This is a genomic window from Planctomycetota bacterium, assembly GCA_035384565.1.
GTDB lineage: Bacteria > Planctomycetota > PUPC01 > DSUN01 > DSUN01 > DAOOIT01.
Genome location: DAOOIT010000017.1, coordinates 1 through 16,847 on the forward strand (window position 1 = coordinate 1; position 16,847 = coordinate 16,847).

The window sequence follows — 16,847 nt, forward strand, 5'->3', positions numbered from 1 at the left end:
CATGCGAGCCCTTCAGGCTCCAGAGACAATCACCCTGCCTGCAATTCCGGCCCGCGCCGCGGCGTCATCGCCCTCTTGCCTTCCCCGCCCGCCCTTTGGTATACTGCACGGGTCGAAGTGGGCAATAGCTCGCGCAGCACCCGGATCAAGGCCGCGCGCCATGGCCAACCCGGCTGCTGGACCACCGATGAGCCCTGCGCCCGGGGCTCGGATCGTGAGCGGCACGTCCCGCGTCCCATCGGCCCCCTGGCGGCGCGTTCGTAGCGTGGCCTTCTGGGGCCTTTGATCTGACTCGGACCAGCCGGCTGGCCGCGCACGCCTGCACGCGGAACCGATCTGTCGAGGCACGCTTCAAAGGCTTGGCGACCCATGACGCGCAACGCCCTCCTGCCAGCACGCTCAGACCCCCAGCGCATCACTTCGCCCGCGCGAGCGCGAGGGTGGCCCCCAGAACCCCAGCACCCTCTCGCAATCCTAAGCCCTGATTCTCCAATGTTTTGCGAAGGGGGCCTATCAGGAACGCTTCTTTCATGGCCCGTTTTCGCGTCGCGCTCGCAAACCGCGACGCAAACTGCCCAGCCCCAAGCCTTTGAGGTGGGCACTGTTTCCACGTCCTCATGGGCGTGGCCCCATTGAAGCTCGGGCGCTGTAGGGGACCGTGTGGGCCTCATTCGGGGTTTCCACGTCCTCATGGGCGTGGCCCCATTGAAGCCGCTCGCGGCAGATGCTGATGTGCTGGCAATCATCGCAGTTTCCACGTCCTCATGGGCGTGGCCCCATTGAAGCCTTGTGCTTGGCCTCAAAAAAGCCGCAGAGGAAGCCGGTTTCCACGTCCTCATGGGCGTGGCCCCATTGAAGCAGTAACTGGACTTTGCACAGCCGGGAGACGATTGGAGTTTCCACGTCCTCATGGGCGTGGCCCCATTGAAGCCCACAGTGACGCTTCCGTTTAGCAGGTAGTGCCCTTCGTTTCCACGTCCTCATGGGCGTGGCCCCATTGAAGCGGCGCGAAACGTGTCCAGCATGGTGAGGCTGACCCACGTTTCCACGTCCTCATGGGCGTGGCCCCATTGAAGCTCGTGTCTCCTATGATGACGAACATACCGCACTACCGTTTCCACGTCCTCATGGGCGTGGCCCCATTGAAGCGTGATTCCTGGCGGGAGTGAAGAGAGAACGAGCATGCGTTTCCACGTCCTCATGGGCGTGGCCCCATTGAAGCGCACTCCAGGTAACAGTGGCTTGTGCGATACTCGTTGTTTCCACGTCCTCATGGGCGTGGCCCCATTGAAGCGGCATCGGCCAATCCATCCGCGGCGCCCTCAGCGCGAGTTTCCACGTCCTCATGGGCGTGGCCCCATTGAAGCTGGATGCCACGGGTTCGGACGATCCCGGCGACTTCCCCGTTTCCACGTCCTCATGGGCGTGGCCCCATTGAAGCACATTCACCGTGTCCACCACAGCCGTCTTCATCAGGTTTCCACGTCCTCATGGGCGTGGCCCCATTGAAGCATTCTCGTTGCTCCTACAATGAGTAGAACATACCACAGTTTCCACGTCCTCATGGGCGTGGCCCCATTGAAGCTCACCGTCAGGTGTGTGTCGCCAACGTCGGCCTTTCGCGTTTCCACGTCCTCATGGGCGTGGCCCCATTGAAGCAGATCATCGTCAAACAGCACGTCGCCATCGCGCAGCAGTTTCCACGTCCTCATGGGCGTGGCCCCATTGAAGCACATGTCGCCGAGGTAGCCCCTGCCGGCCAGGATGTCGCGTTTCCACGTCCTCATGGGCGTGGCCCCATTGAAGCACACGGGCGACGCGGCCCCGCCCTCCCAGGGCCGCAGTTTCCACGTCCTCATGGGCGTGGCCCCATTGAAGCCGCCGCACGTCCCCGTTGGAGTAGACGCGAGGGGAGGAGAGAATGGCCACGGGAGCGTGCGGAGACTCGCCCTCACGCGGAGCGTACGGCGAGAGAGGCGGCGGAGGCGGGCCGTCGCCCTCGCGCATCCACCTTCCGCGGGTCGGCAAACCAGCGGTGCCTGGCGCGGCGGACGGGCACGGAATGGACACGATGGAGCACTGTGAAGACGTAAACCGTGTGATAACAGGCCGTTATGAGTGGCGAGGCCGCCTCGCGGGGCGAGGGGAAATGTCGCTGGAGCGGTGCGGCCCCAAGGCGCGCGTCCATACTTGCTCAACTTTGAGGGGGAGAGGGTGAGCAAGTATGGACGGAAGGAGGAGAATGGGCGATTCTCGTTGTTCCGGCCATACCGGCCGTGTCCGGACGATGAGCAAGTATGGGCGCAGGGCAGGGAACTGGCGATTGGACGCGGTTGGGGGCGGGTCGCAGCCCGGAGTTCCTGGGGCAGCACCGGGCAGGGCGCGGCGGGCGGCCGCCCGCGGGCGTCCGCTCGCGAGCCGGTGGCCCGGGCGGCTGTCAGCTTGGCAGGCGGCCGCCGGGGCGTTGGGGGGGCGCTGCCAATGTGGCAGGGGACGCCGGGCCACGGGCCGTCTCGACGGCGTTGCGTAAGAGCCTGTGGAATCGGGATTTGAGGCCGAGAGCCGCCGGAGCCATTGGAGAAGGGCACGGTTTTTGCTCTGTGGAAACGCTGGTCGCAGGGAAATGGTGAGGCGCGTGGCGGATTGGGCCGCCCCGCTCGCTGCGAGGTTCCGTCAGAGGACGAGAAAGGAGTGAGGCAAGGATGGCAACGAAGCTGATCCCGCTGGGCGACCGTCTTCTCGTGGAGCGGCTGGAGGCGGAGGAGCGGACGGCAGGCGGCATCGTGTTGCCCGATACGGCGAAGGAGAAGCCGATTCAGGGCAAGGTGATCGCGGTCGGCGAAGGCCGCCGCACGGAGGACGGCAAGCTCATCCCGATGCAGGTGAAGAAGGGCGACACCATCCTCTTCGGCAAGTACTCGGGCACCGAGGTCAAGCTCGACGGCAACGAGTACCTCATCATGAAGGAAGACGACGTCCTGGGCATCGTCCAGGGCTGATCCGCCGGGCGTCCGGCCATCCGACAGGCATTTTCGGAGGAAGAGACAGCGATGCCAGCCAAGCAACTTGCATTCGACCAGGAAGCGCGCGAGGGCATTCGCCGGGGCGTGAAGATCCTGGCGCGTGCCGTGAAGGTCACGCTCGGCCCCCGGGGGCGCAACGTCATCCTCGAGAAGAGCTGGGGCGCGCCCACCGTCACGAAGGACGGCGTGACGGTCGCGAAAGAGATTGACCTGAAGGACAAGTACGAGAACATGGGCGCCCGCCTCGTCCGCGAGGTCGCGTCCAAGACGTCCGACACGGCCGGCGACGGCACCACGACGGCCACGGTGCTGGCCGAGGCCATCTTCGAGGAGGGCCTCAAGAACGTCACCGCCGGCGCCAACGCCATGCTCCTCAAGCGCGGCATTGACAAGGCGGTCGAAACTGTCGTCGAGCGCCTCAAGAAGATGTCCATCCCCGTCAAGGGCAAGAAGGAGATCGCCCAGGTCGGCTGCATCGCGGCCAACAACGACTCCGAGATCGGCACGATGATCGCCGACGCCATGGAAAAGGTCGGCAAGGACGGCGTGATCACGGTCGAGGAAGGCAAGACGATGGAGACCGCGGTCGAGTGGGTCGAAGGCATGCAGTTCGACCGCGGCTACCAGAGCCCATACTTCGTCACCGACCCCGACTCGATGGAGGCGGTGCTCGAGGACCCCTACATTCTGGTGCACGAGAAGAAGATCTCCAGCGTCCAGAAGCTCATCCCGCTCCTCGAGAAGGTGGCCCGCAGCGGCAAGCCGCTCGTGATCATCTGCGAAGAGGTCGAGGGCGAGGCTCTGGCCACGCTGGTCGTCAACAAGCTCCGCGGCACCCTCAAGTGCGCCTGCGCCAAGGCCCCCGGCTACGGCGACCGCCGCAAGGCCATGCTCCAGGACATCGCCATCCTGACCGGCGGCAAGGCCTTCTTCGAGGACCTCGGCATCGAGCTCGACAAGATCGAGCTGGGCGACCTGGGCCGCGCCAAGAAGGTCGTCATGGATAAGGACAACACGACGATCATCGAGGGCGCCGGCTCGTCGGACGCCATCCAGGGCCGCATCAAGCAGATCAAGCACGAGATCGAGATCACCACGAGCGACTACGACCGCGAGAAGCTCCAGGAGCGCCTGGCCAAGCTGGCCGGCGGCGTGGCCCAGATCAACGTGGGCGCCGCCACCGAGGTCGAGATGAAGGAGAAGAAGGCCCGCGTCGAAGACGCCCTGCACGCCACCCGCGCAGCCGTCGAGGAAGGCATCCTGCCCGGCGGCGGCGTGGCCCTGTGCCGCGCCATTGACGCCCTCGACTCCCTCAAGCTCAAGGGCGACGAGGCCATCGGCGCCGACATCGTGCGCCGCGCCCTCACCGCGCCCCTCAAGCAGATCGCCGACAACGCCGGCCTCGACGGCGCCGTCGTGCTCGAGAAGACTCGCGACATGAAGCCCACCGAGGGCTACGACGCCCTGGCCGACAAGTACTGCGACCTGATCGAGGCCGGCATCATTGACCCCACCAAGGTCGTGCGTTGCGCGCTCCAGAACGCCGCGAGCGTCGCCGGCCTGCTCTTGACCACCGACTGCCTGGTCGCCGAGATTCCCGAGAAGAAGCCGGCCCCCGGCGGCCCCGGCGGCCCGGGCGGCGAGTACGGCGGCGGCGACTTCTAAGCGAGGAGGCCCTGCACCATGCCGACCTACGACTACCGGTGCCTCGAGTGCAACAAGAAGTTCCAGGTCACCATGACCTGGGCCGAATTCGACCAGCGCAAGCCCAAGTGTCCCAAGTGCGGCAAACGCAAGGTCGAGCAGGTCTATGGCGAGATGCTCGTCAAGACCAGCAAGAAGTCGTAGGCATCTCCCGTCCCACCGCCCGCCGGCGTCCCGCACCCGCGGGGCGCCGGCGGGCCCATGTCGGCTCTCCCCCGTCGCCCGAACGCCCCATCCATTCACGTCCCCCGTCGGCCATTGACAGGGCGATCGGCCCCCGCTAGAATCAGCGCAGGCGGCAGGAGACCGGCGTGAGCGGATTCGAGGAACTGGCGGAGCGGCTGGCCCACGCGCCCGAGGCGCGCGCGCGGCTCGAGGCGGCCGAGGCGCTCGCCGAGCTCGACGACCCGCGCGTGGCGCCCGCTCTGGCGCGCGCCCTGGCCGACGCCGACGCCGCGGTGCGGGCGCGCGCGGAGGCGCTCCTCAGCGGCTTCTGCCGCCGCGACCGCGGGGGCCCGCTCGCCGCCTTGCTCGAGGAGGCCGAGCGGGTGGCCGCCGCCCTGGCCGCCGAGGCCCAGCGCCTGCGCGGCGAGGCCCCCGCCCAGGCGCCCCGCCCGGAACGCCCCCCCAGACCCGCAGAACCGCTCGAGCCGCCCGAGGGCTTCGACGGCCCGTGCGCGCTCGTGCGGCTGACGGGCGACGCGCTGAACCTGCGACGGGTGGCCCGCCTCGTCGCCTCGGCCGTGGGCCTGCCCTCCTTCGAGATCACGCGCGGGGTGCAGATGACCAAGGGCTTCCTCGCGCGCGACGTGCCCGCCGACACGGCCCGCCGCCTCGTGGCGCGCCTCGCCGAGGCCGGCGTCACGGCCGGCGCGGTGCCCATGCGCGCCCTGCCCGAGCCCCTCAAGCCGCTGCGTCTGCGCAACCCGAACTTCGCGCCCGACGGCCTGCGCGGCCAGCTCCTCCCCAGCGGCGACGAGAGCGCGCCCTGGCCCACCGTGGAGCTGGTGGTGGCGGCCCGCGTGGAGCTGGACCTCGAGCCCGACGCCCTGGAGGAGAGCTGGTCGCCGCTGAGCCGCCCGCTCCGCCCGCGCGCCCAGAGCCGCACCGAGCAGGAGCCCGTCTACGACTACGTCATCGAGGTCTTCGCCGGCGCCCCCCCGCGTCGGCTGCGCCTGCTGACCTACGAGCTGGACTTCCACGCGATGCAGCGCCGGCCCGCGCGCTTCAGCCGCGTGGCGCGCCTGGCGCGCGAGATCGTCCGCTTCGCCCCTCGGCCGCGCCTGGCCGCCGGCGTGCGCCGCCTGGCCGACCACGAGGAGGAGAACTGGCACGACCTTACCTTCACCTCGCCCATCGGCTACGAGGACTATGTCACCTGGCAGCGCCTCCTCCTCACCCTCGGCCTGCCCTTGCCCACCTGAAGCGGCGCGGCGGCCGGGGCTGCTGCTCGCGCTCGAGCCGTTCTGGCGCCTGGCCTTCCCCGAGTCCTGCGTCGCGTGCGGCGTGCCGCTGGAGCGCCCGCGCCGCCACTTCTGCGCCGCGTGCCATCGAGCTCTCCCGTGGGTCGGCGAGCACGCCTGCCCGCGCTGCGGCGACGCAGTGGGCTCCCACGCGCGCACCGCGGCCGGGTGCGCCGCCTGCCGGAACCGGCATCTCGCCTTCGCGCGCGCCGTGGCCCCGCTGCGCTATGAGGGCAAGGCTCGTGAGCTGATCCTGAAGTTCAAGCTCGGCCGCAGGGCCTCGCTCGCCCATGCCCTGGGCGCGCTGCTCGGCGACTTCCTGGCCGAGAGCGGCCTGAGCCGCGCGGTGGACCTCGTGGCGCCCGTGCCGCTGCACTGGCGGCGGCGGCTGAGCCGCGGCTTCAACCAGGCCATGCTGCTGGCCTGCGAACTGGCCATCCGCTTCGACCTCCGGCTCGCGCCGCGCCTGCTCGTGCGGCGAAGGGCCACCGAGACTCAGACCGCCCTCTCGGGCCTGCGCCGCGGGGCCAACGTGCGCGGGGCCTTCGCCCTTCGCGCGCCATGGCGGCGGGGCGTGCTCGGCCGGCGCGTGCTCGTGGTGGACGACGTGTTCACCACGGGGGCCACGGCCCACGAATGCGCGCGGGTGCTGCGCGCGGGCGGAGCGGCCGAGGTCCTCGTGGCCACCGTGGCGCACACGCACCGCTCGTCGGGCTGAGAGTCAGCCCTCCAGCGCGCGGCGCAGGATGCCCTGGTGCTGGGCCAGGAGGGCCGCCGCCTCGTCGCGGGCGAGGCCGCGCCGGGCCATCAGAATGGCCACCTTGAGCCCGCCGCCTGCCTCGGCGAGCACGCGGCGGGCCGCCGCGTCGTCGAGCCCGCACAACTGCCGCAGGATGCGCACCGACCGCACGCGCAGTTTCTCGTTCGTGGCCCGCAGGTCCACCATCAGGTTGCCGTAGCACTTGCCCAGGCGCACCATCGCGGCCGTGGTGAGGGTGTTGAGTGCCAGCTTCGTGGCCGTGCCGGCCTTCAGGCGCGTCGAGCCCGTGAGAACCTCGGGCCCCACGTCGAGCGCGATCACCACGTCGGCGCCCGGCATCGGGTCCAGGCGGGGGTTGCAGGTGATGAACAGCGTGCGCGCGCCCAGGCCGGCGGCGAAGGCGAGGCCCGCGCGCACGAAGGGCGTGAGGCCGCAGGCCGCAATGCCGGCCAGCACGTCGGCCGGCCCGAACCCGCGCTCGCGCAGCGCGGCCGCCGCGTCCGCCGCGCGATCCTCGGCACCCTCGACGGCCCGCACCAGCGCCTCCCGGCCCCCCGCGATCACGGCCTGCACCTGCTCGGGGTCAGTGCCGAACGTGGGCGGGCACTCGGCCGCGTCGAGCGTGCCCAGGCGCCCGCTGGTGCCGGCCCCGAGGTAGAAGAGCCGCCCGCCGGCGCGGAATGCTGCGACCACGATCTCGACCGCTTGGGCGATCGCCTCGCGCGCGGCGTGCACCGCCGCCGGAACCAGATGGTCCTGCGCGTTCATCAGGTCCACGATCTCCAGCGCGCTCATCTCGTCGAGCCGTTCGCTGGCGGGGTTGCGCTGCTCGGTCGCCGCCTGGTCGAGGGGGTGGCCATTCATAGGGCGTTCCTATCTCCCCGGCACGATCTTGCCCAGCACCACGGGGCGGGCCGCGCCGGTGGCGCTCGGCAGATTGCCGGGGCGGCCGGCCATCGTCTCGTGGGCCAGGATGGCGAAGGCCATCGCCTCCTTCGCATCGGCGGGAATGCCGAAGTCGTCCGACAGGCGCACCGGCACAGGCGCGAAGGTCTCGGCCAGCCGCCGCATCAGCGTGCGATTGTGGCACCCGCCGCCGCTGGCGATCACCTCGTCCACCCGCCCGCGCGGGGCCACGAAGCGCCGGTGCGCGTCGGCGATGCTCGCTGCCGTGAAGGCTGTGACCGTGGCCAGCAGATCCTCGGGCGCCAGGCCGCCCGCGCGCAGCAGGCGCTCGGCGAACGGCACGCCGAACGTTTCGCGGCCCGTGGACTTCGGCGGTTCTCGCCGCAGGTAGGGGTGGCGCAAGAGCCTGCGGAGAAGCGGTTGCGACACGGCGCCCCGCGCGGCCAGGGCCCCGTCGCGGTCGAAGGTGCGGCGGCCGCGCGTGAGCAGGCCCACGAGCGCATCGAGCAGCATGTTGCCCGGCCCGGTGTCGAAGGCCAGCACGTCGCTGGGCCGGCAGGCGGGAGGCAGGTGCGTGAAGTTGGCGATGCCGCCGATGTTCAGCACCAGCCGGCCCCGCGTGCGATGCCGCAGGAGCAGATAGTCCACATAGGGCACCAGCGGCGCGCCCTGGCCGCCGGCCGCCACGTCGCGCGGCCGGAAGTCGGCCACCGTCGTCACCCCCGTGCGCTCGGCGATCACCGCCGGCTCGCCGATCTGGAGCGTCGAGGGGGGCGACGCGGCGGGCAGGTGGTGAATCGTCTGCCCGTGCGAGCCGATCAGCGCCACGCGGCCGAGCGCCACCCGCGCCCTCCGGGCGATGCGCACCGCCGCCTCGGCGAACCGCTCGCCCAGCACGAAGTTCGCCCGGCACACGAGGTCCACCGTGCCCGTCGGCGGGGCCGAGGCGGCCGCCACCAGCCGCCGCACGGCGGGCGGGTAGGGATACGTCTCGAAGGCCCGCAGCTCGGCCCGTGTGGCCAGGCCCGCGCCGCGCACCGCCACCAGCGCCGCCGCGATGCCGTCGTACGACGTGCCCGACATCAGGCCGATCACCAGCTCTGGCTTCTGCCGCAAGGCCGTCTCCGTGGCGTCTCCCGCGCCGAGCCGGATTATAGCCGCCCCGGCCCGCGTCCGCAACTTGAAGCCGCATCGCCCAAACACCGCCGGAGCATCACCCCCGCTTGGAGTCCCGCCTTCAGGCGGCCCTCAGCGGCTGGCGCGGCTCGCCCCAGGGCAGCAGACCGCCTGAAGGCGGAACTCCCAGCGAGTTCGCCCAGTGGGCAACCGGCGCTTGATGAGGGGCGGCCAAGATGCTAGGGTCTGTGCGGAAATCCACGCGGGACTGCGACGCCGCGCCTTGCATCCGCCCCCGCTGACGGTGGAGAGCGGGAAGCGCCGATGTTGCACCACCTCGAATCCCTCGCCGGCCTCCACGGCCTGGTCCATGCCGTCTCCACACGGGCCGGCGGCGTGAGCCGCGGGCCATTCGAGAGCCTCAACCTGGGCCTCCACGTGGGCGACGACCCCCGCGCCGTGCTCGAAAACCGCCGCCGCGTCTGCGCCGCCCTGGGCGTGGACCTCGACTCGGTGGTCGCCGGCGCCCAGGTGCTCGGCAACGCCGTGGCCTGGGCCACCGAGGTCCATCGCGGCCGGGGCGCGCGCGACCTCGCCGCCGCCCTGCCCGACACCGATGCGCTGATCACCGACACGCCCGGCCTCGTGCTCGCGGCCTTTTCGGCCGACTGCCCGCTCGTGGCCCTGGCCGACCCTGCCCGGCGCGCCATCGGCCTCGCCCACGCCAGCCGGCGCGGCACCCTGGGCGGCATCGCCCGGCGCACGGTGCAGGCCCTGGAGCGCCTCTTCGGCTGCCGGCCCGCCGACCTCGTGGCCGCCGTGGCGCCCTCCATCGGCCCATGCTGCTACGAGGTGGGCGACGACGTGGCCGCCGAGGCCCGCGCCGCGCTGCCCGGGGGCGACCGCTTCCTCGCCCGCCGCCACGGCCGGTGGCACCTGGACCTCTGGGCCGCCAACGCGGCCCAGCTCGCCCAGGCCGGCCTCGATCCCTGCCGCATCGAGACGCCGCGCCTGTGCACCCGCTGCCACCCCGACCTTTTTTTCTCCCATCGCGCCTCCGGCGGCACCACCGGGCGCTTCGCCGTCCTCCTCGCCCTGCGCTGACGGCGCGAGGCTGGCATTCGAGCGGAGCCTCCCGCGGGTTTCAAACCCGCGGGAGGTTGAAGGCACGGGCTGAAGCCCGCACAGTGAACCCGGCCCGCTATCGGAGCGCTGCTCGACAGCGGAAGGCGTGCGGCGGGCCAGGGGCAGGCATTCTTTTACATCGTTTTACAAATGCCTGACAACCCACGCGGCTGGCCGGGTACGATGTACGTGGCATACGAACCCACGAGGAGGCGCCATGTGCCGGACCCTCTCCGCCCTGCTCGCCCTTGCCGCCCTCGCCGTCGCCCGGGGCGGCGACGACGCGGCCGCGCCGCCCCGGCTCGAGCCCGAGAAGCTCACCGAGCTGCTCGACCAGCTCGACTCGCCCGAGGCCCCGCGCCGCTCGGCCGCTGCCGAGGCCCTCGGCAAGGCCAAGGCCGCCGCCGCCATCCCCAAACTCTACGCCATGCTCGACGACCCCGACGATGACGCCCAATGGAAGGCCACCGTCGCCCTCGGCGCCCTCGGCGAGCCGGCCATCCCCCGCCTCATTGACGGCCTGAACCTCGAGAAGGAACGCCCCCGCTGGAAGGCCGAGACCGCCCTCAAGATGATGGGCAAGGCCGCCGTGCCCGGCCTCGTCGAGGCCCTCCGAGACCGCCGCGGCCGCGTGCGCCAGAGTGCCGCCTACCTCCTCGGCGAAATCGCCGACCCCGCCGCCATCGAGCCCCTTGCCGCCTCCATGGCCGACAAGGACGAAGACACCCGCTGGAAGGCCGCCACCTCGCTCACCAAGTTCGGCAACCAGGCCACCCGCGCCGTCCTCGAACAGCTCCAGAGCGAATCCATCGAGTGCCGCCGCTGCGCCGCCTGGGTCTTCCAGAACACCCTCGACCCCGACGCCGTGCCCAGCCTCCTCGCGGCCCTCCGCGACGCCGACGAGCAGGTGCGCTGGAAGGCCGCCATCGCCCTCCAGAAGATGGGCCCCGCCGCCAGCGACCGCCTCTTCGCCGTCCTGCGCACCAGCGGCCGCGCCGACGAGAAGAAGCTCATCGCCTGGGTCCTCGAAGGCGTGGCCGACCCGCGTGTCGCCGCCCAGTTCCGCGAGTTCCAGGCCCGCCAGGCCGTCCAAGAGCCCCAGGCCCCCCCGCGGCCGCGGCCCGCCGTCCTCCCCAAGAGCGTCGCACTCACCCTCGAGTCCGCGCCCGACAAGGCCACTGTCTTCATAGACGACAAGTACGTGGGCCTCACGCCCCTCACCGTGCCCGACCTCGTGCCCGGCCACCACTTCGTCAAGCTCACCAAGCGCGACCACCTGCCCTGGACCAAGCTCGTCGAGCTCCTCTACCCCGAGGAGAAGCTCGAGGCCCGGCTCGCCCTCAAGCCCAAGGGCACCCTCCTCATCACTTCCGAGCCCGCCCAGGCCGACGTCTATATTGATGGCGAGTACGAGGGCAAGACCCCGCTCGAGAAGAAGAACCTCGACGCCAACCCCTACTCCGTCCGCGTCGAGAAAGAGCAGTTCCTCCCCTGGGAAGGCGAGATCGAGGTCCGTGCCGGCGAGCAGGCACGGGCCCAGGCCACCCTCAAGAGCAAAGTCGAGGGCTGGTACCGCGAGCGGCTCCGGGAGAACCCCAACGACGTCTCGGCCCACACCGAACTGGCCCACTACTGCCTCGTGCGGGGCGAGCTGGACAAGGCGGTGGCCGCCCTCGCCGCCGGCGTGGAGGTGATGGCCCACGGCGCCGACACCAGCAGCTACGGCGGCCGCCTCGCGCAGGAGATCGCCAAGGTCTGGGGCCAGGCCTTCCAGTTCGGCGGCGGTCTCCAGCTCGACGCCGTCCGCAATGCCCTTCACGCCGCCCTGCACGGCGTCTGGCAGCGAAACAAGGAGAGCAAGCCCCTCCAGCGCTTCCTTGCCGAACTCCGCCAGAGCGTGCCCGCCGACTTCACCCAGCCCCCCCGCTAGGAGCCTGTCCAAGAATCCCCGTGGGCTGCGTTGCCGGCGCCAGCGGGGCGGATGCAAGGCGCGGCTCCGCAGGCGATGCTACGGAGCGCATCGCTGAGGAGACGCAACGCGGCAGGCGCTCCGCTGCCGCCGCAACCCGAAGGGACGCCGCGACTTCTGGCCGCAGGCGTTGTCGCACGTCGTCAGCGATGCTCTCCGTTGCATCGCCTCCTCCGTGCTCCTAGCCTGCGGCCAGAATCGCGGGCGTCGCAGCCCCACGCGGATTCTTGGACAGGCTCCTAGTCCCGCCCCGAGCCGAACCCCCCTCCAGCCCCACGCGGCTTCTCGTCCTTCGTGCGTGCCGAACGATCGGGGCGGGGCCATCGGGTGTGGGCCATTTCTGTAGGTAGCTTCTGCTGCGGATTCTCGTAGCGACAAGCGTCCCGCTTGTCGAACGAATGAAGAGAGCCGCAAGCGGGACGCCCGCGGCTACCTCTGCCGCGGGCCTTCCCCTGTTGTTCCGGGGATTCTCGCATCAGAGACCACCTACAATTCCGGCCCGCACCCGGGGCCATCATTCGGCTTGACACCATGCGGCGCGCTCTGTGATAATAGGAAGAGACAGCCGCCGCAGCCGCGGCCGGCTGAGAAAGGACGCCCGAATGGCCAAGATGCTTATCACGTACCACTCTCGCGGTGGGAACACGAAGAAGATGGCGGAGTTGATCCAGGCCGGCGCTCAGGCCCTGAATGGCCTGGAGGTGGACCTCAAGCCGATCACCTGCGTGACGGCGAACGAGTTGAACGGCTACGATGCTGTGGTGATCGGCTCGCCGACTTACTACGGCCTGCCCGCCTCGGAGGTCAAGAAGCTGCTCGACGAGAGCGTGGCCCTGCACGGCCAGCTCGAGGGCAAGGTGGGCGGGGCCTTCGCGTCGTCGGCGAACGTCGGCGGCGGCAACGAGACCACGATCCTGGCGATCCTCCAGGCCCTGCTCATCCACGGCATGGTCGTGCCCGGGGTGCCCGCGGGCGACCACTATGGGCCGGTGGCCATCGGCTCGCCCGACCGTCGCGCCAGCGCCCAGTGCAGGGAGTATGGCAAGCGCCTGGCCACGCTGACCAAGAGGCTTCATGGCTAGGACCGGCATTCCTCACGCCTCGCTCTGGCGGGCCGCCGCGGCCGCGGCGCTCCTGGCGCTCGCGCCGCTGTTTCCCGGTTGCTCGTGCGTGCCACGGCCCCGCGAGGACGCCCGCTTCCGCGAGGGGATGCGCCTGTTCCTCGTCGGCCAGTACGGGCCGGCGGCGCCGCTGCTGCGCGACTTCGTGCGCGAGCAGCCCTCGAGCCCGCGGGCCGCCGAGGCCCACTACGCGCTGGGCGGCATCGCGCTTCATCAAGGGCAGGCCCACGAGGCCCAGGCGCGCTTCCGCGAGTGCCTGCGCTCGGCGCCCGCCCCGAACCTGGCGGCCGGAGCGGCCGTGGGGCTGGCCCGCTGCCACTTCCAGAGCGGCGCCTACGCCGAATGCCAGGCCGCCTGCCTGGACATCCTGCGAAAGGACCCCGCGACGCCGCGCGCCGACGAGGTGCTCTTCCTGCTCGGCGAGGCCTGCGAGCGGCTGGGCCGGGGCACGGAGGCGCGAGGCTACTTCCGCCGCGTGGCCGACGAGTTCCGCTCCAGCCCCTGGGCCGCGCGGGCCGAGGCCCGCCTCGGCGGCGCGAGCGCGGCGCTGCCGCCGGCGAGCCCCAGCGGCAGCTTCTACGTTCAGGTGGCCGCGCTGAGCTCCTCGGCCAGCGCCGCCGAGCACGCGCGCCTGCTGGCCGAGCGCGGCTACCCGGCCGCCGTCTCCACCGCCCCCTCGCGCTCGGGCGACCTGTTCGTCGTCCGCGCCGGCCCCTATGCCTCGCGGGCCGACGCCGAGCGCGTGGCCGCGAAGCTCAAGGCCGAAGGCTTCGACGTGCTCGTCAAGCCCTGAGGCCGCCCGCGGTTGACTTCGCCCCAGGCGGGCGGTATATTGCTCCGGGCCGGACGAGACGGGGCGGACCTTCGGTCCCCCCTCGAGGAGTCAGTGGCCGTGGTGGTGATGATTGACAACTATGACTCCTTCACCTACAACGTCGTGCAGTGCATCGGCAGCATGGGCGCGGTGGTGGAGGTGTTCCGCAACGACAAGGTCACGCTCGACGAGATCGAGCGGCGGCGGCCCACCCACATCATCATCTCGCCCGGGCCCTGCACGCCGCGCGAGGCGGGCATCTCGAACGACGTGATCCTGCACTTCGCCGGCCGGGTGCCGCTGCTGGGCGTGTGCCTGGGCCACCAGTGCATCGGCCACGCCTTCGGCGGCGACGTGGTGCGCGCCGGCCGCCTGATGCACGGCAAGACCTCGATGATCCACCACGACGGCCAGGGGGTTTTCCAGGGCCTGGCCAACCCCTTCGAGGCCACACGCTACCACTCGCTGGTCGTGCGCGAGGACACGCTGCCCGCGTGCCTGGTCGCCACCGCCCACACCGCGGAGGGCGAACTCATGGGCCTCCGCCACCGCGAGTTCCCGCTCGAGGGCGTGCAGTTCCACCCCGAGTCGTTTCTGACCACCGAGGGGCCGAAGCTGCTGCGGAATTTCCTGGCGATGTGACGCATCCTGGCAGGAGGATCGGATGGCCCACTTCGCGGACCGGCTCGCCGAGGCGGTGGAGGCCAAGGGCAACCCGTGCTGTGTGGGGCTGGACCCGCTGCTGGAGGCCATCCCGGCGCCGCTGCGCGAGGAGGCGGCCGGCGCGCCCCCGCTCACCTGCGAGGCGGCGGCCAACGTGCTCCGGGCCTTCTCCTGCGCCACGATTGACATCGTGGCGCCCAAGGTGCCCGCCGTGAAGGTCCAGGCCGCCTTCTACGAGCGCTTCGGGCCGCCCGGCTACCAGGCTTATGTGGACACGGTGGCCCACGCCAAGCGCCGGGGGCTGATCGTCATCGCTGACGTCAAGCGCGGCGACATCGGGTCCACCTCCGCCGCCTACGCGGAGGCCCACCTGGGCGGCACGACGGTGGACGGCGCGGAGCTCTTCGACCTGGGCGCCGACGCCTGCACGATCAACCCCTACTTCGGCGAGGACGGCATCGAGCCGTTCGTGCGCCAGGCCGTGCGCCGCGACCGCGGGGTGTTCGTGCTCGTGCGCACCACCAACCCCGGCGCCGACCGCATCCAGAACCTCTCGTGCAAGGGCGTGCCCTTCTTCATGCGCATCGGCGCGCTCGTGCACGAGTGGGGCCGCCAGCACGTGGGCCGCTCGGGCTACAGTTGCGTCGGCGCCGTCGTCGCCGGCACGCAGCCCATAGACGCCGAGAAGCTCCGCCGCCTGATGCCCCAGGCCTACTTCCTCGTGCCCGGCTTCGGCGCGCAGGGGGCCGGGCCGGCCGAAGTCGTCCGCGCCTTCGACGCCCGGGGCCGCGGCGCCATCGTGAGCGCGTCGCGCAGCGTGCTCTTCGCCCACTCCCGCGCGCCCTACGACCGCCAGTTCGGGCCCACGCACTGGCGCGAGGCGGTGGCCCTGGCCACCGACGCGATGATCGCCCAGGTGCGCACGGCGATCGGCTAGCCCGACGGGATGCCTGAGACCTCCGATGCGAGCCCCGCGCCCTGCTCTCCTCCTTGCGGCCTCGCTGATGTCCGCGATCGCCTCCGCGGCCGCGCCGCCGCCCCGCGAGCCCCAGGCCCCCTACACCCGGGCCATGGACACCATCGAGATCACTGCGCCCGAGGCGCCCGTGACGCTGGCCGGCACCGTGCTCGGCACGGTGAAGAGGGGCCAGTGGTTCGGCGTGCGCGAGCGCAAGGAGGACCTGCTGGCCATCCAGTTCTTCGGCGGCCGCAACCTGCGCCAGGGCTGGGTGCGCGCCGCCGACGCCCGCGTGCTGGCCGACGGCGATGTGGACCTGGCCGCCCAAGCCCTGGAGCTGGCGCGCGAGTTCGACCCCGCGGTGGACGTGAAGGCCCTGCGCGCCGAGGTGGACGCCCTGGCGGCCCGCGTGGCCCGGGCCGCGGCCGAGGGCGCCGCGCCGCGCGACAAGGCCCTCCGCATCAGCCTCCAGCTCTTCGGCACCGAGGGCTTCCGCTACGACGTGACGCCCCGCACCCTCGACCGCGTGCTCCGCGAGCGCCGCGGCAACTGCCTCGGCCTCTCGCTCCTCTACCTGTGCGCCGCCGAGAAGCTCGGCATGGCCTTCCACATGCTCCCCTTCCCCGGCCACGCCCTCATCCGCTACGACGACGGCCAGGAGCAGTTCAACGTCGAGCCCAGCATGGGCGGCATGGTCTTCCGCGACGAGGCCTACATGCTGCGCCGCTACGGCCAGCCGCAGGGCATCGGCTGGACCCTCCTCTCGAAGCCCCAGACGATGACCATGCTGCTCGCCGACGTGGGCGGCATGCTCGGCGACCACAAGCGCACGGCCGAGGCCACCCGCTGCTTCACGCGCGCCATCGAGGTCAACCCCCGCTACGAAGGCGCCTACTACAACTGGGGCACCGCGCTCGCCGCCCAGGGCCAGCACGCCCTCGCCTGCGACAAGTTCGCCCGAGCCACCCAGCTCCGCCCCGGGTTTCTGGACGCCTACAACAACTGGGGCACCTCGCTCGTCCAGCTCGGCGAGCTGCGCTGGGCCTGCGACAAGTTCGCCGCCGCGGCCCGGCTCGACCCCACGTCGCCCACGCCCCTCTACAACTGGGGCATGACTCTGCTCCGCCTCGGCCAACGCGACGAGGCCATCGCCAAACTCGCCCAGGCCATCGAGCTCCAGCCCAGCCTCAAGAAGCTCGTGGACGACGCCCTGGCCCAGTAACCC

14 protein-coding genes and 1 CRISPR repeat array are annotated in these 16,847 nt (G+C 71.2%); of the genes, 12 read left to right on the forward strand and 2 right to left on the reverse strand.

Annotation, left to right across the window (positions count from 1 at the left end):
* The first annotated feature begins 603 nt into the window (after positions 1–603).
* Positions 604–1,879: a CRISPR direct-repeat array (repeat unit 36 nt; unit sequence GTTTCCACGTCCTCATGGGCGTGGCCCCATTGAAGC).
* Between the two features lie 823 nt (positions 1,880–2,702).
* The 5 genes from groES (at position 2,703) to PLE19_08305 (ending at position 6,908) form a co-directional block, all read left to right on the forward strand.
* On the forward strand, positions 2,703–2,999 hold the full coding sequence (gene groES, locus PLE19_08285; protein HPD14933.1) for a co-chaperone GroES: 297 nt from the start codon (positions 2,703–2,705) through the stop codon (positions 2,997–2,999).
* 51 nt (positions 3,000–3,050) lie between these two features.
* Positions 3,051–4,688 carry a chaperonin GroEL gene (gene groL / locus PLE19_08290; protein ID HPD14934.1) on the forward strand — a complete coding sequence of 546 codons (1,638 nt, stop codon included), beginning with the start codon at positions 3,051–3,053 and terminating at the stop codon, positions 4,686–4,688.
* 18 nt (positions 4,689–4,706) lie between these two features.
* On the forward strand, positions 4,707–4,871 hold the full coding sequence (locus PLE19_08295) for a zinc ribbon domain-containing protein (protein ID HPD14935.1): 165 nt from the start codon (positions 4,707–4,709) through the stop codon (positions 4,869–4,871).
* Between the two features lie 167 nt (positions 4,872–5,038).
* On the forward strand, positions 5,039–6,151 hold the full coding sequence (locus PLE19_08300; GenBank protein ID HPD14936.1) for a hypothetical protein: 1,113 nt from the start codon (positions 5,039–5,041) through the stop codon (positions 6,149–6,151).
* Positions 6,099–6,908, forward strand: a complete 810-nt coding sequence (locus PLE19_08305; protein HPD14937.1) for a ComF family protein — start codon at positions 6,099–6,101, stop codon at positions 6,906–6,908. Before PLE19_08300 ends, PLE19_08305 begins: the two co-directional genes overlap by 53 nt.
* Before the next feature lie 3 nt (positions 6,909–6,911).
* Here the strand turns inward: PLE19_08305 and murQ are convergent, their stop codons facing one another.
* Positions 6,912–7,814, reverse strand: coding sequence for an N-acetylmuramic acid 6-phosphate etherase (murQ, locus tag PLE19_08310; GenBank protein HPD14938.1), 903 nt, complete (start codon positions 7,812–7,814; stop codon positions 6,912–6,914).
* A gap of 9 nt (positions 7,815–7,823) precedes the next feature.
* Positions 7,824–8,972 (reverse strand): anhydro-N-acetylmuramic acid kinase, encoded by a 1,149-nt coding sequence (locus tag PLE19_08315; GenBank protein ID HPD14939.1) that lies wholly within the window; start codon positions 8,970–8,972, stop codon positions 7,824–7,826.
* A 324-nt stretch (positions 8,973–9,296) separates the two neighbouring features.
* Between PLE19_08315 and pgeF the strand changes: the two genes are divergently transcribed.
* From pgeF to PLE19_08350, 7 genes are all read left to right on the forward strand, one after another.
* Positions 9,297–10,076, forward strand: a complete 780-nt coding sequence (pgeF, locus tag PLE19_08320) for a peptidoglycan editing factor PgeF (protein HPD14940.1) — start codon at positions 9,297–9,299, stop codon at positions 10,074–10,076.
* Between the two features lie 238 nt (positions 10,077–10,314).
* On the forward strand, positions 10,315–12,027 hold the full coding sequence (locus tag PLE19_08325) for a PEGA domain-containing protein (protein ID HPD14941.1): 1,713 nt from the start codon (positions 10,315–10,317) through the stop codon (positions 12,025–12,027).
* A 641-nt stretch (positions 12,028–12,668) separates the two neighbouring features.
* Complete coding sequence (locus tag PLE19_08330) at positions 12,669–13,148, forward strand: flavodoxin domain-containing protein (GenBank protein ID HPD14942.1); 480 nt, start codon at positions 12,669–12,671, stop codon at positions 13,146–13,148.
* The gene (locus tag PLE19_08335; GenBank protein ID HPD14943.1) at positions 13,141–13,980 is read left to right on the forward strand and encodes an SPOR domain-containing protein; all 840 of its coding nucleotides are present in this window, start codon (positions 13,141–13,143) and stop codon (positions 13,978–13,980) included. The genes PLE19_08330 and PLE19_08335 overlap by 8 nt, the downstream gene beginning before the upstream one ends.
* A gap of 99 nt (positions 13,981–14,079) precedes the next feature.
* Positions 14,080–14,643 carry an aminodeoxychorismate/anthranilate synthase component II gene (locus tag PLE19_08340; protein ID HPD14944.1) on the forward strand — a complete coding sequence of 188 codons (564 nt, stop codon included), beginning with the start codon at positions 14,080–14,082 and terminating at the stop codon, positions 14,641–14,643.
* A gap of 22 nt (positions 14,644–14,665) precedes the next feature.
* The gene (gene pyrF, locus PLE19_08345; protein ID HPD14945.1) at positions 14,666–15,601 is read left to right on the forward strand and encodes an orotidine-5'-phosphate decarboxylase; all 936 of its coding nucleotides are present in this window, start codon (positions 14,666–14,668) and stop codon (positions 15,599–15,601) included.
* A gap of 25 nt (positions 15,602–15,626) precedes the next feature.
* Positions 15,627–16,844 carry a tetratricopeptide repeat protein gene (locus PLE19_08350; GenBank protein ID HPD14946.1) on the forward strand — a complete coding sequence of 406 codons (1,218 nt, stop codon included), beginning with the start codon at positions 15,627–15,629 and terminating at the stop codon, positions 16,842–16,844.
* Positions 16,845–16,847: the final 3 nt, after the last annotated feature.

Bases quoted from the DNA above. Each gene is read 5' to 3' on its own strand.
- PLE19_08350 (HPD14946.1), top strand. From the start codon at position 15,627: ATGCGAGCCCCGCGCCCTGCTCTCCTCCTTGCGGCCTCGCTGATGTCC.
- groL (HPD14934.1), top strand. From the start codon at position 3,051: ATGCCAGCCAAGCAACTTGCATTCGACCAGGAAGCGCGCGAGGGCATT.
- PLE19_08295 (HPD14935.1), top strand. From the start codon at position 4,707: ATGCCGACCTACGACTACCGGTGCCTCGAGTGCAACAAGAAGTTCCAG.
- PLE19_08325 (HPD14941.1), top strand. From the start codon at position 10,315: ATGTGCCGGACCCTCTCCGCCCTGCTCGCCCTTGCCGCCCTCGCCGTC.
- PLE19_08335 (HPD14943.1), top strand. From the start codon at position 13,141: ATGGCTAGGACCGGCATTCCTCACGCCTCGCTCTGGCGGGCCGCCGCG.
- murQ (HPD14938.1), bottom strand. From the start codon at position 7,814: ATGAATGGCCACCCCCTCGACCAGGCGGCGACCGAGCAGCGCAACCCC.
- pgeF (HPD14940.1), top strand. From the start codon at position 9,297: ATGTTGCACCACCTCGAATCCCTCGCCGGCCTCCACGGCCTGGTCCAT.
- PLE19_08330 (HPD14942.1), top strand. From the start codon at position 12,669: ATGGCCAAGATGCTTATCACGTACCACTCTCGCGGTGGGAACACGAAG.
- PLE19_08305 (HPD14937.1), top strand. From the start codon at position 6,099: ATGTCACCTGGCAGCGCCTCCTCCTCACCCTCGGCCTGCCCTTGCCCA.
- pyrF (HPD14945.1), top strand. From the start codon at position 14,666: ATGGCCCACTTCGCGGACCGGCTCGCCGAGGCGGTGGAGGCCAAGGGC.
- groES (HPD14933.1), top strand. From the start codon at position 2,703: ATGGCAACGAAGCTGATCCCGCTGGGCGACCGTCTTCTCGTGGAGCGG.